The 22531-nt window shown below is 49.8% G+C and carries 20 protein-coding genes and 1 riboswitch; of the genes, 5 read left to right on the top strand and 15 right to left on the bottom strand.

All coding sequences use genetic code 11. The features are described 5' to 3' along the window. Window positions 1-30 precede the first annotated feature (30 nt). The 4 genes from sctD to ACO6V1_RS01780 are packed head-to-tail and all read left to right on the top strand — an operon-like array spanning window position 31 to window position 2393. A complete protein-coding gene (gene sctD / locus ACO6V1_RS01795; RefSeq protein ID WP_422462220.1) occupies window positions 31-1467 on the top strand; it encodes a type III secretion system inner membrane ring subunit SctD in 1437 nt (478 codons plus the stop codon). After that, complete coding sequence (locus tag ACO6V1_RS01790; RefSeq protein WP_163371874.1) at window positions 1433-1705, top strand: hypothetical protein; 273 nt, start codon at window positions 1433-1435, stop codon at window positions 1703-1705. The genes sctD and ACO6V1_RS01790 overlap by 35 nt, the downstream gene beginning before the upstream one ends. Window positions 1706-1719: 14 nt before the next feature. Next, window positions 1720-1989, top strand: a complete 270-nt coding sequence (locus ACO6V1_RS01785) for an EscF/YscF/HrpA family type III secretion system needle major subunit (protein ID WP_101746242.1) — start codon at window positions 1720-1722, stop codon at window positions 1987-1989. A gap of 29 nt (window positions 1990-2018) precedes the next feature. After that, window positions 2019-2393 (top strand): tetratricopeptide repeat protein, encoded by a 375-nt coding sequence (locus ACO6V1_RS01780; protein ID WP_101746243.1) that lies wholly within the window; start codon window positions 2019-2021, stop codon window positions 2391-2393. A 1-nt stretch (window position 2394) separates the two neighbouring features. Here ACO6V1_RS01780 and ACO6V1_RS01775 read toward each other — a convergent pair whose 3' ends face one another. The 5 genes from ACO6V1_RS01775 to guaB all read right to left on the bottom strand — a co-directional run bounded on the left by ACO6V1_RS01775 (window position 2395) and on the right by guaB (window position 11575). After that, a complete protein-coding gene (locus ACO6V1_RS01775) occupies window positions 2395-5799 on the bottom strand; it encodes a glycosyltransferase (RefSeq protein ID WP_422448429.1) in 3405 nt (1134 codons plus the stop codon). Between the two features lie 56 nt (window positions 5800-5855). Then, complete coding sequence (locus tag ACO6V1_RS01770; RefSeq protein WP_422448431.1) at window positions 5856-6278, bottom strand: CesT family type III secretion system chaperone; 423 nt, start codon at window positions 6276-6278, stop codon at window positions 5856-5858. 72 nt (window positions 6279-6350) lie between these two features. Continuing rightward, complete coding sequence (locus ACO6V1_RS01765) at window positions 6351-7943, bottom strand: Na+/H+ antiporter NhaC family protein (protein ID WP_422448433.1); 1593 nt, start codon at window positions 7941-7943, stop codon at window positions 6351-6353. 139 nt (window positions 7944-8082) lie between these two features. Continuing rightward, window positions 8083-8253, bottom strand: a riboswitch (Lysine riboswitch). A gap of 144 nt (window positions 8254-8397) precedes the next feature. After that, window positions 8398-9975, bottom strand: coding sequence for a glutamine-hydrolyzing GMP synthase (gene guaA, locus ACO6V1_RS01760; RefSeq protein ID WP_422462224.1), 1578 nt, complete (start codon window positions 9973-9975; stop codon window positions 8398-8400). 130 nt (window positions 9976-10105) lie between these two features. Beyond that, on the bottom strand, window positions 10106-11575 hold the full coding sequence (guaB, locus tag ACO6V1_RS01755) for an IMP dehydrogenase (RefSeq protein WP_422448437.1): 1470 nt from the start codon (window positions 11573-11575) through the stop codon (window positions 10106-10108). Between the two features lie 131 nt (window positions 11576-11706). Between guaB and xseA the strand changes: the two genes are divergently transcribed. After that, window positions 11707-13068 carry an exodeoxyribonuclease VII large subunit gene (xseA, locus tag ACO6V1_RS01750; protein WP_422465567.1) on the top strand — a complete coding sequence of 454 codons (1362 nt, stop codon included), beginning with the start codon at window positions 11707-11709 and terminating at the stop codon, window positions 13066-13068. Here xseA and ACO6V1_RS01745 read toward each other — a convergent pair. From ACO6V1_RS01745 to iscX, 10 genes are all read right to left on the bottom strand, one after another. Next, entirely contained in the window at window positions 13058-13381 is a 324-nt protein-coding gene (locus tag ACO6V1_RS01745; RefSeq protein ID WP_422448441.1) for a cupin domain-containing protein, read from the bottom strand. The genes xseA and ACO6V1_RS01745 overlap by 11 nt on opposite strands. A gap of 20 nt (window positions 13382-13401) precedes the next feature. Next, complete coding sequence (der, locus tag ACO6V1_RS01740; RefSeq protein ID WP_422448443.1) at window positions 13402-14826, bottom strand: ribosome biogenesis GTPase Der; 1425 nt, start codon at window positions 14824-14826, stop codon at window positions 13402-13404. Between the two features lie 152 nt (window positions 14827-14978). After that, on the bottom strand, window positions 14979-16145 hold the full coding sequence (bamB, locus tag ACO6V1_RS01735) for an outer membrane protein assembly factor BamB (protein ID WP_422462228.1): 1167 nt from the start codon (window positions 16143-16145) through the stop codon (window positions 14979-14981). Window positions 16146-16149: 4 nt separating this feature from the next. Continuing rightward, window positions 16150-16851 (bottom strand): YfgM family protein, encoded by a 702-nt coding sequence (locus ACO6V1_RS01730; protein WP_422465565.1) that lies wholly within the window; start codon window positions 16849-16851, stop codon window positions 16150-16152. Window positions 16852-16928: 77 nt separating this feature from the next. Next, window positions 16929-18206: a histidine--tRNA ligase gene (gene hisS / locus ACO6V1_RS01725; RefSeq protein ID WP_422465563.1), complete on the bottom strand. Its 1278-nt coding sequence runs from the start codon at window positions 18204-18206 to the stop codon at window positions 16929-16931. Between the two features lie 201 nt (window positions 18207-18407). Further along, a complete protein-coding gene (locus ACO6V1_RS01720) occupies window positions 18408-19373 on the bottom strand; it encodes a helix-turn-helix domain-containing protein (protein WP_422448451.1) in 966 nt (321 codons plus the stop codon). After that, window positions 19366-20127, bottom strand: coding sequence for a type IV pilus biogenesis/stability protein PilW (pilW, locus tag ACO6V1_RS01715; protein WP_163371854.1), 762 nt, complete (start codon window positions 20125-20127; stop codon window positions 19366-19368). The genes ACO6V1_RS01720 and pilW overlap by 8 nt, the downstream gene beginning before the upstream one ends. A 98-nt stretch (window positions 20128-20225) precedes the next feature. Beyond that, window positions 20226-21389: a 23S rRNA (adenine(2503)-C(2))-methyltransferase RlmN gene (gene rlmN, locus ACO6V1_RS01710; protein ID WP_422465561.1), complete on the bottom strand. Its 1164-nt coding sequence runs from the start codon at window positions 21387-21389 to the stop codon at window positions 20226-20228. Window positions 21390-21506: 117 nt separating this feature from the next. Further along, window positions 21507-21938: a nucleoside-diphosphate kinase gene (gene ndk, locus ACO6V1_RS01705; RefSeq protein WP_101746258.1), complete on the bottom strand. Its 432-nt coding sequence runs from the start codon at window positions 21936-21938 to the stop codon at window positions 21507-21509. Window positions 21939-22277: 339 nt separating this feature from the next. Next, window positions 22278-22481, bottom strand: a complete 204-nt coding sequence (gene iscX, locus ACO6V1_RS01700) for a Fe-S cluster assembly protein IscX (protein WP_209199592.1) — start codon at window positions 22479-22481, stop codon at window positions 22278-22280. Between the last annotated feature and the right edge of the window lie 50 nt (window positions 22482-22531).

The raw sequence follows: 22531 nt of genomic DNA, 5'->3' as shown, positions 1-22531 counted from the left end.
TTTCTGCTTTACCATGGCAGGAGGTCATTGATGACTGAATTTTACCTGAAAATACTCTCCGGCAACCATATTGGTGCCGAGATCCCCATCGAGCCGGGCAGGTACTCCCTGGGTAAAGATGATGGTTGTGACCTGGTATTAACCGACGACAACCTGAATGATATCGAGCTCATTATTGAGATTTCCAATGATGGCCAGATCAAAATCCAATCAAGCACAGCGGATACGCCTTTATATGTAAATGGCGAGCCCGCAGGCTCGAGTATTCAGTACCGCCACTTTGATATTGTTACCTCAAGCAGCCTGTTTATAGCTATCGGCCCCGCTGATGCAGAGTGGCCACCTCTGGCACTGCCGAACATAGCCCCTCCCCCAACACAGGAACTGACTGTCAGCGAGGAAGAGCTGCCATCCCCTGACCCAGATGAGCTGGATCTATCTGGATCTGACTTTCAGCAGCCACTGTCAGATGAGGATGAAGAGGATGACGAAGAAGATGAGGACGATTTTGATGATACATCCTTTTTAGCAAGTATTGATAAAAGATGGCTTGCCGCCATTCCAGTCATACTGCTGATTATGATAGCCGGCGTGAGTCTGATGATTTCCAACACGGATACCGAAGTACAAAAAGTAACAAGCATCCCGGGAGTTCTCGAAATCTCGGCAAAGGCCAGGGACCAGCTTGGACTTAAAGAGGTAAAGTTCAAACAGCTGCCCGATAAATCATTACTCGTGTCGGGTTATACACCAACGCTTCAGGACAGACTTGAACTGCAAAAATTTCTCAGAAAGCAGGGCATTCCTTTTAATTTGCAGATCATTGTTATGAATGAAATGCGTGATAACGCTGAACTGCTTCTCAGAGACCGTGGTTATGACAAACTTGAGCTGGAGCTGGATAACACGCCCGGATCTCTGGTGATAACCGGATATGTTTCAACTTCTGATGAGCTTGATAACATTATCAGCATGCTCAAACAGGAGATTTATGGGCTTACGTCAGTTGTTGATCAGGTTGAGAACCAGATTAGCCGGGTCAATACCCTCAAATCCATGCTGCGGGAAAAAGGGTTGATACCAAGAATTCATGTCGTCACCCGGGATCAAACGGTGATCCTGAAAGGGCACCTGCTGGATGAAGGACAAGTTTATGACCTGCAAACGGTAGTAGCCAAATTTCAGAAAAAATACGCCAACAAACCATCCATTGAATTAGCCACCAAGTATGCAGGAGGTACAATAACGGACAGTCAATCACCTTTATCGTTAAATATACGCGGTATCAGTATGGGCAAAGTGCCTTACGTGATACTGATCGATGGTTCCAAGTACCTCATAGGAGCAAAACTTTCTAATGGGTATATAATTGAAGATATCAACCTTGAGTATCTTTTATTAGCTAACGGAACTGACAGAATCAAATACCGTCTTGGAGGGAACCGTGACGGACAAACCGAAAAATGAAGAGAATATTCTTCTCTCAACAACTGAAGAACAGTTGATTCAAGATAAGGACGGCTCCTACCGGGATCAGATCCTTAACCATTTACTCTCTGAAGCGACTCGCCTGAAAGGATTAAAAGATAAAGGCGCAGCTCCGGAAGATTTTTCAAAAATCGACAGCCTGCTCACCGCTGTAGTTGCGGCTATGGAGGTCGTTGATAAGAGCTGGAAACAGCATCACGGTCAATCAAAAGCCTGAGAGGGAACTCAGCCATGGCATACCAGGATACCTACAACCCGAATTACAATCAGCCAGGAAGCGCCGGTTTCAGCTTTGACAAAGTATCTGAAACATTCGGAAGCCAGGCAGAAGCGCTCGATACAGCACTGAAAACCCGTGTCGCCAATATGGATCCTAACAGTACCAAGGATATGGTTGAGTTCCAGGTAGAGTTCAACAAGTACATGATTGTTGAAGGTCTTCGTTCAAGTATCGTCAAATCCATCAAGGATACGATACAGAGTATTATTCAGAAGCTCTAAACTAATTTTATGGATGGAGATAGTCAGCAATGATTGATGACAAACTTTTAAAAACTCTGGCGGATATTGGCTTTATGGCCAGCGGAACCGGGCTGCCAAAACATGCTTTTGGCATTTTCAACGGTATTGAAGCCGCCAGGCCTGACAGCCCGCTTAGCACCATCGGCTTTGCCCTTGAGTTTATGAATCGAAAACGTCATCAGGAAGCTATTGACCTGTTGCATAAGGAAGGTCTGGCAAAGCACCCTGAAGATCCTACTATCAAGGCCTTTCTGGGATTAGCTTTGATGTTTGAGGGACGTAATAAAGAAAGTGAAGACTATCTTAAACCACTGCTGTCTTCAAAAGAGGCAGAACCCGCTGAAATGGCCAGAGAACTTCTTGCCAACATCCACGGCCAATAGCTTATTCCGGAAGCTTACCTCGCAAAGCTTCCGGGAAGTTTTTCCCCGGCACCGCTTTCTCAATCATCCACTGCTTGACCACCGCCGTAAGAAAGATTAGAAATTGCTCCAGTTGCTGAGGGTTCTCAGCCATAGTCTGCACCAGACGGACAGACTTGCTTAACGTATCAACTGAAAAATAATGGTCAGAAATTACCCTTTCAGATAGCCCGGAACCAGACTCACTGAATACTCCCTTCCCTCCAACTTCACGCCTGAACTCAGTAATTGAGCCAGAAAGCAAATTCTTCACCAACTCATCTGACAGCGTTGTTGCAGGTTCAAACCACTCAGGTTCACCCCAGCGTTGAATCTCTTCTGCCCCCTGACATAATCGACTTACCACCCTGTCAAAATACCCCTTGAGACGCTTTCCTGAGAATGCCTGAAAGCCATGAAAGGTCCATAGATTCACTTTCTGTTGCCAATAGAACTCCTGATCTAAACGCGGTAAGTGACAAACAGTCATTCCTTTACAACGCTCCAGAAGCGCACACCAGTCATCGTGATGATCCACAACAACCCTGAACGTAGCATCGAGGCCTTTTTCAAAAGCACTGGCATATTGACTGCAAAGGAAAGGCTTGATGTTCGATAACGTGTCACTCGCAGCGGTCCGGACCAAATTATTGGTCACCAGACTCTCTTTCACCGGCGGCATCTCAATCAATTCACCATTAACCAACTGGAAGAGGCAATCCCGATAACCATTAAAGTGGAACTGTTCAACAACGCTCCAGAGAGACGTGAGCATAAAGCTGTTATCCGTGCCACAGAAGGCTCCCCGGGGATCATTCAACTCAGACTCGAACGCTTTTATAACACCAGGGCAGAAAGCAGCTTTAACATCCACAAGATGAGGTATGCCATTTCTGGATACGACATTCCGATTATGAACATCCCCCATTCCCAACAGGATCGATAAACCAGCAATAACTCCCAGGCGCTGGTAATAATCGTTTATCTGCTGATCATCCAGCACCTCATTGAGACCTCTATCAACAAATTCACTATAACCGTAAGCGCCTTGAAAAGATCCTGACAATATCCTTATGGTCGCCAGCCCAGGTTGCTCACCCAGCCACTGGTTAAGCTTACCGGCGATATTACTGTTATCAGCAGTATGCCCGATAATCTGCCGCTCGACAGCCAGATCCCTGTTTTTATAAACCAGCTTCTCGCCATTATCGCAAACGATAATGGCAATCATGCAAGAAGACGAAGTACTTAACGGAAAATCAAGGCGGGCAATACTCTGCGCTGGCTGTTGCCAGCGATCAGAAAATAGCTGATTGACACCCCCAAGATCTCTGTAAAACCGGGCAAATAATTGTTTAAAGTCTTTCAGTGCACGGATAATCCATAAGCGATTCAAACGATACCACAAAGGAAATTCAGCACTCAGGAATACCAGCCCGCCCTGCTCAACGACAGAGTCCAACACATCGGTATATTGCACAGTCCCTTTCATCTCAGCAACCCAGCCAATTGCCTGCAACAACTGACCATCCAGCTTTGCAGCAAAGGGCTTGAGCAGGCTCGCTCGAAATTCAGGGCTTTCTGACTGGTTATGGTAGAACGCCAGCTGCACATCCAGCCAGCAAAGCAAAGGCTCCAGAAGCCTGAACCGATGAGGCTCGACACAATCCAGATGCAGCATCACCTCAGCCGGGAGCCTTTGCTCTTCAGGCCACCATCTTTTTTGATGGTCAGCCTGATTTATTGACGGTTTATCGGTCAGAGCCAGCAGTTGATATTTACACATCCACATAATATTCAACAGAAGTGCCGGTTCCTGAGGAAACTTCGCCTTCAGGTCCGTCACATGGCAACCGGATAGACAAAGACGGGCTACCTGGTCAATCAGGTCCGTTTTTAACAATGAGTCCATTTCGGTATAGTGAACAAACTGCTCGGATCTCAGCAGCAATCTAACACCTCGATCCGTTGTCGTAAGGAACTGGTCATCTGTCAACTGACTGGCTGGGTAATGCTCAAATATCTGATGATAAGGAAGCCCAACTGGCCTTTTATTTAATCGGGAAATCTGATCAGCGTCTTTATTCAGACCACTCACCAACTGATGATACTCATCAACAACGGCTTCCCATCGATAATTCTCAAATACTCTCTGCCTTCCCTGCTCTCCCATGCCAGACAGAAGTTCAGGCTCCTGAATCAACTGATGAATTTTCTCTGAACATTGGCTTAAATTAACCGCTGTCCCCTGGGCTTGCAGCATATGGGCATGGTCCGTCAATAATGAACCAAGTGGACGGGCGAGATCATCCAAATCTGTCGATACGGTTTCAATCAAACAGCCACTGACCCCATCATCAACCAATTCCGAATAGCCATTCCAGTCGGATAAAACAACAGCCTTGCCATTAACCATTGCTTCCAGAGGTACGATGCCAAAACTTTCCTGAATATTATCCGAAAGCGTCAGAACCAGATCACAGGCTGACAGCCATTGATGTTTACGGTCATCTGCAATTTCCAGCTCAAAGCGGACACTGCCTTCAAGGTTTAAATCATAAGCTTGTTTTAACAGGGACTGCACCGTTGGATTGCCAGCATCTCCTGCACCCGCAATAATCCATTTGATATTTCGGTGCCCATAACCCTCCACCAGATCATTCATTACCAGCAATACCGGATGGAGGTCCATCTTGTTTGAAGGAGCAATCCGGCCAAGGGTTAAAATGACAAAAGATTCCTGAGCAACACCCAATACCTCTCTGGCTTCCTCTTTACTTCCTGCATAACGCTCATCAGGATCTATCCCCAGGGGCAGCTTTGCAACACTCCCCTTGTAAGGTATAGCCACACCAATATGATCTGAAATACTGGAACTTGCAGCAGACAACAGACGCATCATCACTTTTTTCTGCGCTGCGCTGCTGCATAAAATTGCGTCACAGCTTTTTAGCGGTGACAACAATAAATCACGGGTATTTGACATATTTGAGTCTGTACTCAGCGTATGAGCCCGACCCGTAATAGGAAATGGTTCCACACAGTACGCATCACGAAGCGCTGCGAGATGACCAACCCAGGGATCACCCTGATGAAAAACCTGGTACCTGACCCTGGAAAAATACCGGTTTAACTCATGAGCCGGCAAGAAATGGATGGCTTTATCACTGCCATAATGCTGAAGAAAAGATTCCCAGCCGGTTCTCAACTCCGGCAATAACGACTGAGGGGAAAATATATGTATCTCTTTGAATCGACTGTAACGAATGATGGCTTTCAGAAATCCGTCATTGGCACGCCGGAGTCCATTGAAATAGGCAGCTTCAGTACTGGCAACCAGGCAACCAAATATTGAGGAACCAGTGGATTGCTGCTTTTTCAAAGGCATATCGAACAACTCTAATCATTGACATACCTTATATATCGAACTGACAGCAGCTTCTATTAGGACATGAACATCATGGCTGGGCCAGGGGGGGCACTTTGCTCAACCCAATTGACAAAAAGTGCATGATTATTGGCCAATGCTGCAATGACCTCTTCAATACCATCAACATTCAGGCTCTTTATCGGAGCAGAAGCATATAGAGCCAAAGCATCGACATCAGGGTCGATACACAATGAAACACGCTCATGGGCAACCAGAGCCAGGTTTTTTCCCAGCAGCCTGATCAACAATTCTTCACGCTTACTATTATCCCCGGGCAGCCTGGCAATGATGCTATAAGCATAAAAGCGACCATTGGCCTGAAAACAGGCAACCTCTATCCGACCATCAACCAACAGAGAATATCTGTCGTTTTCATACTCCAGCTCATCTATCTGCTGACGAGCAGCGTATGAATTCATCAATTGTTCAAAGCTCATAGCATCCATGCCCTTGATTTAAATAAGTTCAAAAAGGCGTCCCTGCCTCTCCTTAAGCATAGTGCAGCTTAATTACTTGGCCAGATGACCGGAAGCGGGTGCCAAAAAGCGAGATTTCAAAGAAATCCTTCTGAACAGAATAATAAGACCTGTAAACGCCACGAGTGATGCAGCAAAGCCTAAGGAAATCGAGTGAGTAATCCCCATGACCAGATACCCGAACATGGCTACAGCCGCTATGCCAAGCGCGTAAGGAAGCTGAGTATTGACGTGATCCATGTGGTGACAGGATGCCCCGGTGGACGAAAGAATTGTGGTATCAGAAATCGGGGAGCAGTGATCACCAAACACAGCACCTGCCAGCACAGAGGCCAACATGGGCAGCATCATGGCTATGTCCGCTGCTGCCGCCATATCTCCGGCAATGGGCAGCATAATACCAAAGGTGCCCCAACTGGTTCCGGTAGCAAAAGCCATCACACCAGAGACAATAAAAAGCATCATTGGCAGAAAGCTGGGAGAAATATTCCCACCAACCAGACCAGCCAGATACTTACCGGTCTCCAGCTGGCCAATTATTCCAGTCAGAATCCAGGCAAACACAAGAATATAAATAGCTGGCAACATTGACCTGCTGCCCTCAGCGATCGCCTTCTTCCAGGTGTTTCCGGAAATATTTCGACCCAACAACCGGGCCATCGCAAACAGAAGACCAATCATACCGCCACTGATCAGTGATAACGTAACATCGGTATTCTCAAAGGCACCCAGAATGGAAAATGCCTGATCATCACCAGCAAGAGCGGTATACCCCGTCCAGATCATGGCAGCGATCGTTGCCAGCACCAGTACCAGAATCGGTGACACCAGATCCGCCACACGGCCATTTTCATCTTCTTCCAGAGCTGGAGCACCCGGAGGGTTACCCTTATTGGCATCAAACAGATTGCCAGCAAGCGCTGCACTCTCGTGTCTGGCCATGGGGCCAACATTAAGATCCATGGCTGCAGTAAAGAAAACCAGCGCCAGCGCAAAAATTGCATAAAGGTTCATGGGAACCATGGCCAGGAATGAAAAGACCGGGCTATCGCCAACAACACCGTGGGTCGCCATAATAGTACCCACCAGAGCAATGATATAAGCACCCCAGCTTGAAATTGGCATAATTACGCAGATTGGAGCAGCGGTCGAATCAATCAAATAAGCGAGCTTGGCTCTTGAGACTTTGTGCCGGTCAGTGAGTGGCTTACTGATACTCCCCACGGCAAGGCTGTTGAAATAATCATCAATAAAAATGATAACACCGAGAAAGACCGTCAGTACCTGCGATCCCTGACGTGTCTTGACACGCTCACGAGCCCACTCACCAAAGGCCCTGGCTCCTCCAGAAATAGTGATCAGGCTGGTGATCACACCCAGAACCAGCAAAAACAACAGAATATAGAGATTGCTAAAATTAAGGCCTTCATCCCAAAACACACCAACAAACCCATCAAAAATACGATGAACGGTGATAAGCGGGTTCAAGCCGGTCAGCAGTAACGCACCGGTGACAATACCAGCGCCCAGAGACCACAATACTTTCCGGGTTATGACTGCCAGAATAATTGCGACGGCTGGGGCCAATAACGATAACGACGAATCACTGAAACTGGTTAATTCCATAAAAACTGATCTCGTTTATTGATCACCCATGCCCGTTATTCCAATGCTTATCAGGATGAGTGAACCAGTTGTAATTAGATCAGGAGGCAAGCGTACATGGAGGAAGCGCGAATAAAGAAAACCTCATCAGCGCTCTCTGGTACCCGTTAGCTCTCCACAGTAAAAACTGTGACAGTAGTACACCTGTTCGATGCACTACCAGTGAGACTGGTTGACCACCAGGCTCACTTCGGCACCATTTCCTTTCAATCGGACTACGGACGTCACCCTATTCCGATTTACTGATAAACAGCGCGCCTCTAACTAGGGAAAGAGGATCACAGGCAGGAATGTAGCAAGAGGATACTCACTACATCACCCCTGAATGGGCGCATTATGCACCATTGCTCCCGATATAAATACCCAAAGCAAGTATAAGTAAAGGAATCAGATATTACATTTAGTAATAACTGTATCACTCCCACTCAATCGTAGCCGGTGGCTTACTGGATACATCATAGGTCACCCTGGAAACATGCTCAATTTCATTGATGATCCGATTAGAGACTTTTTCCAGCAGATCATAGGGCAGGTGGGCCCAGCGAGCGGTCATAAAGTCTATGGTTTCCACTGCTCGCAGGGCAATCACATACTCATAGCGGCGACCATCACCCACCACGCCAACGGATTTCACCGGCAGGAAAACAGCAAAAGCCTGGCTGGTCTTTTGATACCAGTCGGCCTTACGCAGTTCTTCAATGAAAATAGCATCCGCCTGGCGGAGAATATCCGCATATTCCTTTTTGACCTCGCCCAGGATGCGAACACCGAGGCCCGGCCCCGGGAATGGGTGACGGTATACCATGTCATAAGGCAGACCCAGCTCCAGACCTATGGTTCGAACCTCATCCTTGAACAGCTCACGCAGCGGCTCAACCAACTCCATCTTCATCTCTTCCGGCAGCCCGCCCACATTATGATGGGACTTGATGACATGGGCCTTACCGGTTGTTGAACCAGCAGACTCAATAACATCCGGATAGATGGTGCCCTGGGCCAGAAAAGTGATGTTGTCCAGGGCACTGGCATGTTCATCAAACACTTCGATAAAGGTATTGCCAATAATCTTGCGCTTGTCTTCAGGATCCTGAACACCGTTCAGGCGACCCAGAAACAGCGCTTCAGAGTCCGCACGAATAACCCGAACCCCCATATTTTCTGCAAACATGGCCATCACCTGATCGCCTTCATGAAGGCGGAGCAGACCATTATCAACAAAAACGCAGACCAGCTGATCACCAATAGCCTTATGCAGCAGCGCCGCTACGACACTGGAATCAACACCACCGGACAGTCCCAGCAACACCTTCTGTTCACCCACCTGCTCACGAATACGGGCAATAGCGTCATCGATGATCTTGCCTGGCGTCCACAGTTTCTGACACCCGGCAATATCAACCACAAAACGCTCTAGAATTCGTAATCCCTGGGTGGTATGTGTCACTTCAGGGTGGAACTGGACACCGTAATACTGCTTTTCTTCGCAAGCCATGGCAGCAATCGGGCAGGAGCCAGTGGAAGCAGCAACCACAAAGCCTTCAGGTATGGCGGTCACTTTATCTCCATGGCTCATCCAGACATCCAGAGTCAGACGACCACCTTCACAGACATGGTCTTCAATGCCATCAAAAAGGCGCACTTTCTCTTCCAGCTGAACCTGGGCATAGCCAAACTCACGCAGATCAGAGGTACTGACCTTGCCACCCATCTGCTCTGCCATGGTCTGCATGCCATAGCAGATACCCAGCACAGGCACACCGAGTTCAAAAACAATATCTGCGGCTTTTGGAGAGTTGTCACCGGTAACGGATTCAGGGCCGCCGGACAAAATGATCGCTTTCGGGCTGAACTCCCGAATAGCGGCAGCATCCATATCATAGGGATGCAGTTCACAATAAACACCGATCTCACGCACTCTTCGGGCAATGAGTTGGGTGTACTGGGAACCAAAATCAAGAATCAGAATGCGGTCTGAATGGATATCCTGGGACATGATTAATCTCTAAGTCCTGTGATCAGCAAGGCCGGGAGGCTTACCCTTACTGAAAGTAAACAGCCGGTCAGAAGCTATCTCATTTCTGTCCGGCTGCAGGTGTCAACATGAACAACGCTGTGAAGCAGTCTTAACCAACACGGTAGTTAGGCGCTTCCTTGGTAATCGTTACATCGTGAACATGGGATTCGGCCATACCGGCATTGGTCACGCGAACAAACTGTGGCCGGGTGCGCATGGTTTCCATATCAGCAGAACCGGTATACCCCATCGCGGCACGCAAGCCACCCACCATCTGATGGATAATGGCATGGAGAGGCCCCTTGTAAGGTACACGCCCTTCAATACCTTCTGGAACCAGCTTTTCAGCACCCGCTTCGGCACTCTGGAAATAACGGTCACTGGAACCGGAAGCCTGGGACATTGCCCCCAGAGAACCCATGCCACGATAAGCCTTGTAGCTACGCCCCTGGTAAAGCTCCACTTCACCCGGCGCTTCTTCAGTACCCGCCAGCATACTGCCCAGCATGACGGTACTGGCACCGGCAACAATCGCTTTTGCCATATCACCGGAAAAACGGATACCGCCATCAGCAATAACAGGCACTCCGGTGCCTTTCAGCGCTTCAACCACATTGGCTACCGCAGTGATCTGAGGCACACCAATACCGGTCACAATACGGGTAGTACAGATAGAGCCCGGACCGATACCCACTTTAACACCATCAGCACCCGCTTCGACCAGAGCTTTGCCAGCCTCGGCGGTGGCTATATTTCCACCGATCACCTGAACCTGCGGGTAGTTTTCCTTTACCCACTTCACTCGCTCAATCACACCACGGGAATGGCCATGAGCAGTGTCGACGATAATGACATCAACGCCAGCAGCCACCAGGGCAGCGACACGATCAGGCGTTTCCGCCCCGGTACCCACCGCTGCCCCGACGCGCAACTGTCCCTGACTGTCTTTCGATGCATTCGGGTACTGCTGGGCCTTTTTAATGTCCTTAACGGTCATCATACCGGTGAGATTGAACTGATCATCCACCACCAGCACTTTTTCAATACGATGCTTGTGCAGAAGCTTGCGAACGGTCTCCGGATCAGTACCTTCCTGAACCGTCACCAGACGCTCTTTCCGGGTCATGATCTCGGAAACGGCTTTATCCAGATTAGAAACAAAGCGGACGTCACGACTGGTAACAATACCCACCAGATCGCTGCCAGAAAGCACGGGAACACCGGAGATATTATGTCTGGAGGTCAGCTCCAGAAGATCTCTGACAGTGGCACTGGCATCAATGGTAATCGGGTCTTTGACCACACCACTTTCGTGCTTCTTAACCTTGCGCACCTCAGCGGCCTGCTGCTCCGGCGTCATATTCTTGTGAATAATCCCGATTCCGCCTTCCTGGGCCATGGCAATAGCCAGAGACGCTTCGGTAACGGTATCCATCGCCGCAGAAATCAGCGGAATATTCAGCTCAATACCGCGGGTCAGTTTGGTTTTCAGGGAGACATCTTTGGGGAGGACTTCGGAGTAGCCGGGCAGGAGGAGGACATCATCGAAGGTGAGTGCATCTTGTGCAATTCTCAGCATTGCCTGTTACCAAGAGTTTATTTTATGGGAAAAAAATTCGGACAAGTATACCCTATATTTCAACTTCAGCTAAACCACTTATTCAGGCAGAATACCAAAAAAACCGACAATCCCCCTGCCAGGCTTGATCCATGCACCACTTTACAGACAAACCGACGCAAAACGCTGAGGCATCCGCAAAAGCCCTCTCTGTTACGGAGTTAAATGGTAAAGCCAGGCGATTGCTGGAGATGAACTTCAATAATGTCCGTGTTGAGGGCGAAATATCCGGACTGGCCCGTCCCAGCTCCGGGCATTGGTATTTCACCCTGAAGGACAAACAGTCACAGATCCGCTGCGCCATGTTCCGCAACCGTAACCAGGCGCTTAAGTTTGTCCCGACTGAAGGCATGCTGCTGATGGTCAGGGGGCGCGTAAGCCTGTATGAAGGAAGAGGCGACTATCAACTGATTGTTGAACACATGGATAATGCCGGCACCGGTGACCTGCAAAAAGCCTTTGAGGTTCTCAAGGCAAAACTGGCCGCTGAAGGCCTGTTCGACATCACGCGCAAACAACCCCTGCCCGCTCACCCAAAGCATATCGGGGTGATCACCTCACCCACCGGCGCAGCCATTCGGGATATCCTCACCGTACTGAAGAGACGCTTTCCTGCCATACCGGTCACCATTATTCCCAGCTCGGTTCAGGGAGAGCAGGCAAAACACGAACTGGTCAATGCGCTAAAACTGGCAACAAGTGCCAACCGGTTTGATGTACTGATTATTGGTCGCGGCGGTGGTTCACTGGAAGATTTGTGGCCATTCAATGAAGAGTTGGTGGCCAGGGCCATAGCAGACTGCCCTATCCCCATAGTCAGTGCCGTTGGTCATGAAATTGACTTTACCATTGCCGACTTTGTGGCTGATCACCGGGCCGCAACCCCATCAGCAGCGGCAGAAATCCTCAGCCCGGATCGCCAGGCCCTGTTAAATCAGCTTAACCTGATCAGCAGAAAGCTCACGACACTGACTCGTCATAAGCTGCAGTTAAGCCAGCGAGAGCTTGATAACCTGCAAAAACGGTTAAGACACCCCGGGGATCGTCTGAGAGACAACAGCCAGCGGCTGGATGATCTGGAAATCCGGTTAAAACAGGCCATCACCCTGAAACTGGAACGGGCTCAATCAAGCCTGGGTCGGCTCAGAGACCGGGCAAATCAACAGAACCCCCAACGTAAATTGGAGCTGCTGAAAAGCCGTAATGAATATATGGGGCAAAAGCTGATTCAGCTCATATCCAGCAGCCTGGAAAGACGTCACCTGAAACTGGAGAAAGTGTCTGGAGAATTGAACGCCGTGAGCCCTCTGGCAACACTTTCAAGGGGCTATGCCATCACCATGGCTGGCGATGCCATTATCCGAAGCAGCCAGCAGCTCCGGGAAGGCGATCAGGTAACCACACGATTCTTCAAGGGCGAGGCAATCTGCAAAGTGGAAAAAATCACAAATTAATATGAACCGCTAACCAGATGGTATCAACATCGGGTTGAGTCCACGCAACCCGATGCCTGCACCCGGCAGGCAGCATGATATAATCACCGGCATGGAGAGTGACAGAGGCTCTTTCCCCATCAAACTCCAGTACAGCTGAACCCCTTAACAACACCACCCACTCATCCCGGGACTGGTCATACCACTCTCCTATCGGCGTCGTATGACCACGGGAAACAATCCGCTCTATTTTCACGCCCCCGGATTCCTGCAGAGTCTCAAACAACTCTTCAGGTAATTCGTCAGGTATGTGTTCGAACAGATTGTTTTTCATTGATTACTCACCTGAACCAGTCAGGAACGCTTTGTCTTACGCTTCTCTTTGGCAAACTGCGCCGATTTTTCAACTCTGCGCTTACGGTGAGCCTGCCTCTGATCAACCTCTTTGGTTTCCGCATAAGGGTTATCACCTGAGCGGAACTCAATTCGAATAGGCGTTCCCATAATCTTCAGCACTTTACGGAAGGTATTTTCCAGATAACGTCGATAAGCTGCGGGCACCCGCTCAGTCTGGTTACCATGAATAATAATCGTTGGCGGATTCATGGCTCCAGCATGGCAGTAACGCAGCTTAATACGGCGATGATTGACCATGGGCGGCTGATGCTCCTTAACAGCATCTTCCAGAATTCGCGTCAGACGATTGGTGGACAGTTTACTCGTCGCCGCTTCATACGCCTCTTCAATAGAGTCATACAAATTGCCAACACCGGTACCGTGTTTTGCCGAAATCATGTGAATGCGGGCATAATTGATAAACCCGAGTCGACGCTTCAGCTCTGTCTTTACCTGGGTTTTCTGCTCTTCTTCCATGCCATCCCACTTGTTCAGTGCAATGACCACAGCACGCCCCGCGTCCAGAACAAAGCCCAGCAGATGCAGATCCTGCTCCACAATACCTTCACGGGCATCCAGCACAAGAACCACCACATTGGCATCTTCAATCGCCTGCAGCGTCTTGATGACCGAAAACTTTTCGATGGATTCGGACACCTTGCCTCTTCTGCGGACACCTGCCGTATCAATCAGCGTATAGTCCTGACCAAAACGCTCATAAGGAATGTAAACACTGTCACGGGTCGTTCCCGCCTGATCGTAAACAACCACTCGTTCCTCGCCTAACAGGCGGTTAACCAGGGTAGATTTACCCACGTTAGGGCGACCAACGATACCAATCTTGATACCTCTGGGCCTGGTTGACAGCTCATCAGACTCTTCTGCCTCACCGTCAGTACACTCCAGCAGCACGTCATTGATCATGTTGCTGACACCCCGACCATGCACGGCAGCAATATGATAGGCTTCGCCGATACCCAGGGAAGCAAAATCCGCCTCGGCCTGCTCAGCATCCACCCTGTCTACCTTATTCAGCACCAGGTGATACTTTTTGCCCTGTTTGCGAAGGTGCAAAGCAATCATTTCATCAGCAGCTGTCAACCCGGCTTTGGCATCCACCAGAAACAGGACAACATCCGCCTCATTGATGGCCGCCAGCGACTGTTCTGCCATGGCAGAGTCAATCCCCTCTTCATCACCGGAGATACCGCCGGTATCCACGACAATATAGGGATGCGAACCAATTTTGCCCTCACCGTATTTCCGGTCGCGGGTTAACCCGGCCACGTTGGCTACCAAAGCATCCCGGGAGCGGGTCAGACGGTTAAAAAGGGTGGACTTGCCAACATTTGGCCGACCCACCAGGGCAATTACAGGAACCATAAGATTTACCAAAATTACAAATTACGCAGCGGGGAAATCATTCAGAACACGCTTTCCCAGCGCATCGGTCATCAGACCGAAATTGAAAACGGGCTGAATCCTTTTAAAGATTCAGCCCGACAACATTCTTAAAAGTCAGAAACCAGCTTCCACTACCCGGAAGCTTTTTCCTTCAAAGCAACCAGCTCACCATCAGCTGACAAGACCAGGATCAAGTCACCATCCACCAGAGGCTGGGTTTTAATTGCAGAAGAGTCAGCCTTGAAACGTCCAGCCTGACTGCCATCAACCTGCGACAACAGGTGCACATAACCCTCACCATCGCCGACCACAACATAACTGCTGAACGCTGCGGGTGCAGACAGCTGACGGAACTCAAAATCTTCCTGTCGCCAGTTAGCGGCACCGGTTCTCTGGTCAATGGAGCTGACATAACTCTCTTCACTGGTCAGGTAGATAGCACCAAACCCTTCTGACATGGATTCATAACTGGACAGCTCTTTTGCCCAGCGAACCCGGCCACTGTAAAGGTCCAACCCGGCAACATTGCCCTGGAAGCTGACAAAGAAAATGGAATCTCCAAGGATCAGCGGAGCCCCCTTGATATCAACCATCCGTTCCAGCTCAGTACTGCCCTTGGGGGCGGCAACCCGGGAACTCCACAATGGTGCACCGTTTTTCAGACGGAAGGCTTTTGCTTCGCCGCTGGCAAACCCGGCAAACACCGCTTCGCTGAAGATCAGTGGAGCAGCTGAACCTCTTAACGTCAGCGCCGGCTGCAGCGCTTCCTGACGCCAGAGGTACTGTCCGCTCTCAGCATCAAGCACGGTCAGACGGTCATCAATACTCTGCACAGCGACATAGAAACCATCAGTTATCGGCGCACTGAGAATCTCGCTACTGACTCGCTCTCGCCAGAGTTCATCGCCATTGTCCTGGTCCAAGGCAATCACTTCACCATCCAGCGTCCCAAGCAACACCATACCCGCTGCGGCACTGACGCCACCACCAACACGGGTATTGAGTTTTTTCTTCCAGACTTCCTTTCCGGTATCACGCTCAAGTGCAAAAACCGTACCTTCTGCGCCAGAAACAAAGACTTTATCGCCATCCAACGCGGGCTTCAGGCTTTCAAATCGCTTGCCAACCCCTTTGCCAACACCCCTGGACCACACTTCAACCAGCCTGACCTTTTCCTCAGCAATCGTCTGGAGAGGTTTGGCCGTTCTCACCTCCTCTTCATCCGATGAAAAAAGACTGCATGCAGAGAGTCCCAGCATCAGCAGAAGAATCAAAGAGCCTTTAAATAACCTCTCCATTGCGTTACCCCTCCTGAGGTGCCATTGCGGCCAGATCGTCCAGCTTGAGTTGCAACAACGGACGGTTCAGGCCGTTGTCCTGTGCGGCATCGACCGCTTTGCGGTAAGCCGTCTCGGCCTGCTTACGATCACCAAGGGCGAGGTAAGCATCGCCTTTTGCTGACTCTACGGTTGCCTCATAGGACTTGCCAGCATTCAGTCGGGTCAGGATATCCAGCGCCTGCTGACCATTCCCGGAAGACTCACTGATCAGTACCCTTGCCAGCCGGACACTGGCCATTGTCTGAATTTCAACTGCGGGTTTCTGAGCCAGAACCCACTCCAGGGAAGCCCGGGCGGCACTTAACTGGTTATCTTGCACCTGCTGCTGAGCCAGAAAAAGCGTTGCAAAGGCGGCATACTGACTGCTGCCATGATCCTTTTGCAATGAAGATACAACGTGACTTACCGTTGCTTTTTGCTCCTCAGTCAGCGGCGCTGATAACTGGGCCTGTTGCTCCAGAGAGGATCCATTGGAAATAATATCCAGCAAGTTCTGATAAAGCGATGAAGCTTCAGCAATTTCCTGCTGCTGCGTCTTCTGCCAGTACTGATAACCGGAAACCGCTGCCAGTGTCATGGCAACACCCAGCACAACTGGCTGACCATAGTCTTTCCATAGATTCTTGAGCAGTTGGACCTGCTCTTCATCAGATTGGTAACTCACCCTTTACTCCTGACTTCTTTCCTGAAGCCGTTAACAGTACGATCGCATCAACGAGCAGTTTACTGAACAGCAGTATTCTATAGTACTTTTTGCAAATGTCCGGCCACATCGGCGATTGGCAGCTGCTGCTGGGCTTCATCCGTCCTCAGGGATTTCACAGTAACCATCCCCGCACCCAACTCATCTTCGCCCAGAATGAGAGCATAGGCAGCACCGCTACGATCTGCACGCTTCATTTGTGCTTTAAAGCTGCCACCGCCGCAATTCATCAGAATCTTCAGCTCCGGCAATCCATCACGCAGTCTTTCCACTAACGGAAGCGCCCGGTGGCCAACACCCTCACCGACAGCAACCACCGCCACATCCACCCGATTAGAAACGGATTCCGGCAGTAACTGCAGCGTTTCCAGCATCAACACCAGACGCTCAATACCCATGGCAAAGCCCACGGCAGGTGTCGGCTTGCCACCCAACATCTCAACCAGCGCATCATAACGACCGCCAGCACACACAGTTCCCTGGGCACCCAGGCTTTCTGTCACCCATTCAAAAACGGTTCTGCCATAATAATCAAGGCCACGCACCAGTCTTGGATTCACGCGATAAGCAACACCCGCCTCATCCAGAATCTGCTTTAACTGCGCAAAGTGTTCCTGTGACTCTTCGTCCAGATAGTCGAACAGCTCGGGTGCACCGGCAACAATTTTCTGTGTGTTTTGATCTTTACTATCGAGAATTCTCAGCGGGTTGATGGTCAGGCGACGACGGCTGTCGTCATCCAGCTCTGACTCATAATCCCTGAGATAAGTCACCAGAGCTTCACGATAACGGATGCGGGCTTCCAGAGTCCCCAGAGTATTCAGCTCCAGCGTGACATGCTTTGACAGACCAAGCTTCTGCCAGAACCGTGCCGTCATCATGATGATTTCCGCATCAATATCCGGACCTGTCATGCCATAGGCTTCAACACTGATCTGGTGAAACTGGCGATAACGGCCTTTTTGCGGACGCTCATAGCGGAACATCGGACCAGAAGTCCACAACCGCTGAATCTGGTTGTAAAACAGGCCCTGCTGAATACCTGCGCGAACAACCCCGGCAGTGGCCTCAGGACGAAGGGAAAGCTTGTCACCATTGCGATCTTCAAAGGTGTACATCTCTTTCTCAACAATATCCGTACCAGAGCCAATACCCCGGCTGAACAGGGCAGAGCTTTCCACAATCGGAACCCGGATTTCCTGATAACCATAAGTGCTCAGGACAGAGCGTACCTGCTGCTCAAGGTACTGCCAGACAGGGGTCTGTTCAGGAAGAATATCATTCATCCCACGGATGGCTTGAAGCTGCTTGCCCAAGTTCAAATGTCCTCTACCAAAAACACCACATAACTTCACCCGGTTCGTCAGGAACAGGCGATTTGGCGGTTCGCAATAAAAAGTAGGCAACTATAACCGTTAACGCCTTTGTGTGACAATCCCACAGCCCTTCCATTAAAGAATGCCCATCGCTGTCGGGAGTTTCTTCACTGAAAGGACATAGTTTTAAGGACTATTGATTTACCCCTGACCACTGCCTGTTAACAGGACACTGGCCACCCGGGTATTCGAGCTGGGTTTGGCTACCGGCTCGCCATCCAGCAGGATACTGTCCACGCCAGAGGTATTACCGAACCGCAAATTCACTGGGGGAAAAACATCTAGATTAATGGAAGACCCGGCTCTCTGCACGGTTGAAATCAGCACTTCACCGGTGGCATCCTTGATTTCAACCCAGCAATCTTCTGAGAAATTAATAACAAGAGGCTGAATCAGATCAACAATTGGTGAATTGGGCTCATCTGTCGTATCAACAACCTCGGAACCGGCCATGGCAATTGGGAGAACCTCTGAAATGGTCTCTTTCAGAACAGGCTGATCCTTTTCCAGGCTTGGGTCTTCTTTTAAAATTGTGGTGTCATCAGCTGGAACAGCCTCTTCCTCCACGCTCTCGCTAATTTCCGCAGCAGAGGGGACAGAGACAACACTGACATCAGTCACCAGAGGCTCAGGCACATCCTCAGATACGTCTTCGATAATGGCCACCTCGACCACTGGTTCGATACCCAGCAAGCTATTCCAAAGGTAATAACCAAACCCTCCCAGCGACACAAGCAGCAAAAGCGCAAGCGCATATACCGGAGAAGGTGCACTGTGAGCTCGCAGCGGCTTCAACTTCTTAGAACCCTGTAAACGCGGAGATTCCAGCCCATCGACACCCATAAAATGGTCAAAGTCCCTGACCAGATCTTCGCCATTAAGCCCCACCAGTTTCGCATAATTACGAATATAGCCACGGACAAATGCCGCCTGTGGCAGGATATCAAACGTGCTCTCCTCAATGGCCTTAACATAACTTTCGGTAATCTTCAGGCTTTCAGCCACTTCAAGGATAGATAGCCCCTGACTGTCACGGGCCCGGGCAAGCACAGCACCGGGAGCAAACGTCTGAATAACTTCTTCCTGCTGAGTATCCTGTTCACTCATGACCCAATCGACTCCGATAATGCTTCAGCTCCACAGAGCCGGGATACAACCTTTCCAGCTTCAAAGCATAACCTGCCGCTTTATCCTGAGCCCGGTTTGCCCTTGCCAGCTCAATACCCAGTAGCAAACTGCGAGGACTCTGCTCCGCCGAACCGGCAAAGGCCTGGTAGTGCTGCCACCCTGTGTAGAGATTGCCCTGCTCTTTGTAGATAGCGGCAAGCTCCAGATTGGCCCTTGGCAAGTTACTGTTCAGACGAAGAGCCCGGGTAAAGTGATCAACCGCCAGGGAAGACCGGCCCATCCGCAAAGCAACAATCCCGAGGTTTTCAAAGGTTCGGCTGCGCTGGGAATATGCAACATCCCCGGAAGCCAGTTGAAACTGACGATAAGCGTCCTGAAGCCGGTTTCTGGAGAACAGGAAAGCACCAAAGTTATTGCGTATGTCCGCGGCATCAGGGTCAATGGCCAGCGCCTTGTTGAACGCCTGCTCGGCAAGCTGATCCTCCCCCTGACGCTGATAAGCCATACCCAGCATGCCATGGACACTGGCCGAATAGGGCTCAATCTCAAGCGCTCTTTCCAGCGGCCTTACCGCTTTTTCCGAGTAACCTTCCTGAAGATAACCCCTGGCCAGATTCATATAGTCCACCACTGCCCTGTTCTCATTAACAGGCCGACTGTCCGTGGTGACACAGCCTGTCAGTGCCAGAGATACAGAAAACAGTAGTGCAATGGGCCTCAATTTGACTCCCATGCTGATCCCCACATTTGCAATTTATAAATATATCCGGGACGCCGTTGAGATTAGCAACCTGCGGGAGCCTGTCGGATAACAGATGCATCCCGGACAGCTTATACCTGTCTGGCTGCTATGTAGCGCTCACTGCGCCGGGTCTTATCCATTACATTGCCCACTAACTGACCGCAGGCAGCGTCAATATCATCACCTCTTGTCTTTCTTACGGTGACATTAAAACCAGCCAGCTGCAAACTCTCCTGAAACCGCCTCACTGCATTATTGCTGGGTCTTTCATACCCTGAATGAGGAAATGGATTGAACGGAATGAGGTTTATCTTACAGGGCAGATCTTTCAGCAAAGCAATCAGCTGCTGTGCCTGTTCAGGTTGATCATTCACACCGGCAAGCAACGTATACTCGATCGTAACGACCCGCTTACTGTCCGTCAAACTGTTCATGTAATGATGGATCGCATCCAGCAGCTGATCCAGCGGATACTTCCGGTTGATCGGGACCAGCTGGTTTCTCAGCTCATCATTTGGCGCATGCAGTGACACTGCCAGGGAGACATTAGATACCTCACTTAACTTTCTCAGCGCAGGCACAACACCGGATGTACTTAACGTCACCCGACGTTTGGAAAGTCCATAGCCAAGGTCGTCCATCATCAGGCCCATGGCATCAACGACATTATCGAAGTTCATCAATGGCTCGCCCATCCCCATCATAACCACATTGGTAATGGATCGATCCATCCTGGCCGGTACATTGCCAAAATGACGGGCTGCAACCCATACCTGGCCAATGATTTCCGCCACCGTCAGGTCAGAGTTAAAACCCTGCTTGCCCGTAGAACAGAAACTGCAATCCAGGGAACAGCCTGCCTGGGAGGAGACGCACAGCGTTCCGCGTCCATTTTCAGGAATAAATACCGTTTCAACACAGCTGCCACTGGCCACCCGCACAACCCACTTGCAGGTCCCATCCTCAGAAAAATGGCTGCTGACCACCTCTGGACCGCGAATTTCAGCATTGGCCTTAAGCCGCTCACGAAGGGATTTACTGATATTGGTCATCTCATCGAAATTATCAACCCGATGATGATGAATCCACTTCAAAACCTGCTCAGCACGGAATTTTTTCTCACCAATAGTAAGAAAGAAGGCCTCCATTTTTTTTCGTGAAAGCCCCAGCAAATTGACTTTGGCTGCCTGAGTGGGCAGCTCGCCAGCCAGTTCACTGGCCTGATCGATAGATGGCTCGATCAATTCTGACATCTTATTAATACCTCAAAGCCATCAGAAGGCCTGCCTCCTGATGGCTTATATTCTCATGTTTACCCCGAACACGGTCAGGCCAGGGCAAACTGACAATTTGTCAGCGGGCTGATTCCGTTAACGTGTTCTGGGGCAAATCTCCGAACCTTCGAAGAAGTAGGCCACTTCACGCTCAGCAGAAGCTACTGAGTCCGATCCATGAACCGCATTTTCATCGATGGTCTCTGCAAAATCAGCCCGAATGGTGCCTTCAGCAGCTTCCTTCGGGTTAGTAGCGCCCATCAGCTCACGATTCAGGGCTACGGCATTCTCGCCCTCAAGGACGGATACCACAACAGGCCCTGACGTCATAAACGCAACCAGGTCCTGATAAAATGGACGCTCTTTGTGCTCAGCGTAGAAACCACCCGCCTGCTCGTCAGAAAGATGGATCATCCTGGTCGCTACAACCTGCAAACCAGCCTGCTCAAAACGAGCAAGAATTTTACCGATGACACTCTTGGCTACTGCATCAGGTTTTATAATGGATAAAGTGCGCTCTACCGCCATTACGATCTCCAGATTGTCATTTTCGAGCCCTTTCGGGATTGTTATTACTTATTAAAAACGTACGACTCTCTCAGCTTTCCATGTCTTGGAGCCTGTCGGACTTAAGCGTCCGTAGCGAGGATTGCGAGAAATTGAGGATAAAAATTTCTGTTTCTGAGGAGAATAGCGGGGCTATTTGACGAAGAAGCAGGAATTTTTAGACCAATTTATCGCAACCGCAGTAGGAAAGTCTTAAGTCCGACAGGCTCCCTGGCTCAGGCTGTCCGTAGCAGGAGTTCTGGCAGCATTGTATACAATAGAGTCGATAGTGTCAGTTCTTTCAGCCTCAACACCAAAAAATCACTCTTCAGACTCTTCAATCCAGGCCATCTGTATGGCCTCAAGCACCTTTTCACCACAACGCTCAGGATCATCTTCAAAACTGTCCAGCGCCAGAACCCAGCTTCTCAGATCGACAAAATTGACATACCGGGGATCCACATCCGGATAAGCCTCATAAAGCTCAATGGCAATATCATAAACATCTGCCCACTTTAAACTCATTACCCCACTCCATGATCATTGCGCTGATCTGTTCGGGAAAACCCCAAACA

This window comes from Endozoicomonas sp. ALC013 (assembly GCF_049310205.1).
GTDB lineage: Bacteria > Pseudomonadota > Gammaproteobacteria > Pseudomonadales > Endozoicomonadaceae > Endozoicomonas.
The sequence above is the reverse complement of the archived record's forward strand: the minus strand, read 5'-3'. Positions and strand labels throughout refer to the sequence as shown.

What these genes read in the sequence shown, in the direction of transcription:
- sctD (WP_422462220.1), top strand. Translation starts at nt 31, where the DNA reads ATGACTGAATTTTACCTGAAAATACTCTCCGGCAACCATATTGGTGCC.
- ACO6V1_RS01785 (WP_101746242.1), top strand. Translation starts at nt 1,720, where the DNA reads ATGGCATACCAGGATACCTACAACCCGAATTACAATCAGCCAGGAAGC.
- ACO6V1_RS01780 (WP_101746243.1), top strand. Translation starts at nt 2,019, where the DNA reads ATGATTGATGACAAACTTTTAAAAACTCTGGCGGATATTGGCTTTATG.
- ACO6V1_RS01775 (WP_422448429.1), bottom strand. Translation starts at nt 5,799, where the DNA reads ATGCCTTTGAAAAAGCAGCAATCCACTGGTTCCTCAATATTTGGTTGC.
- ACO6V1_RS01770 (WP_422448431.1), bottom strand. Translation starts at nt 6,278, where the DNA reads ATGAGCTTTGAACAATTGATGAATTCATACGCTGCTCGTCAGCAGATA.
- ACO6V1_RS01765 (WP_422448433.1), bottom strand. Translation starts at nt 7,943, where the DNA reads ATGGAATTAACCAGTTTCAGTGATTCGTCGTTATCGTTATTGGCCCCA.
- guaA (WP_422462224.1), bottom strand. Translation starts at nt 9,975, where the DNA reads ATGTCCCAGGATATCCATTCAGACCGCATTCTGATTCTTGATTTTGGT.
- guaB (WP_422448437.1), bottom strand. Translation starts at nt 11,575, where the DNA reads ATGCTGAGAATTGCACAAGATGCACTCACCTTCGATGATGTCCTCCTC.
- xseA (WP_422465567.1), top strand. Translation starts at nt 11,707, where the DNA reads ATGCACCACTTTACAGACAAACCGACGCAAAACGCTGAGGCATCCGCA.
- ACO6V1_RS01745 (WP_422448441.1), bottom strand. Translation starts at nt 13,381, where the DNA reads ATGAAAAACAATCTGTTCGAACACATACCTGACGAATTACCTGAAGAG.
- der (WP_422448443.1), bottom strand. Translation starts at nt 14,826, where the DNA reads ATGGTTCCTGTAATTGCCCTGGTGGGTCGGCCAAATGTTGGCAAGTCC.
- bamB (WP_422462228.1), bottom strand. Translation starts at nt 16,145, where the DNA reads ATGGAGAGGTTATTTAAAGGCTCTTTGATTCTTCTGCTGATGCTGGGA.
- ACO6V1_RS01720 (WP_422448451.1), bottom strand. Translation starts at nt 19,373, where the DNA reads ATGAGTGAACAGGATACTCAGCAGGAAGAAGTTATTCAGACGTTTGCT.
- pilW (WP_163371854.1), bottom strand. Translation starts at nt 20,127, where the DNA reads ATGGGAGTCAAATTGAGGCCCATTGCACTACTGTTTTCTGTATCTCTG.
- rlmN (WP_422465561.1), bottom strand. Translation starts at nt 21,389, where the DNA reads ATGTCAGAATTGATCGAGCCATCTATCGATCAGGCCAGTGAACTGGCT.
- ndk (WP_101746258.1), bottom strand. Translation starts at nt 21,938, where the DNA reads ATGGCGGTAGAGCGCACTTTATCCATTATAAAACCTGATGCAGTAGCC.
- iscX (WP_209199592.1), bottom strand. Translation starts at nt 22,481, where the DNA reads ATGAGTTTAAAGTGGGCAGATGTTTATGATATTGCCATTGAGCTTTAT.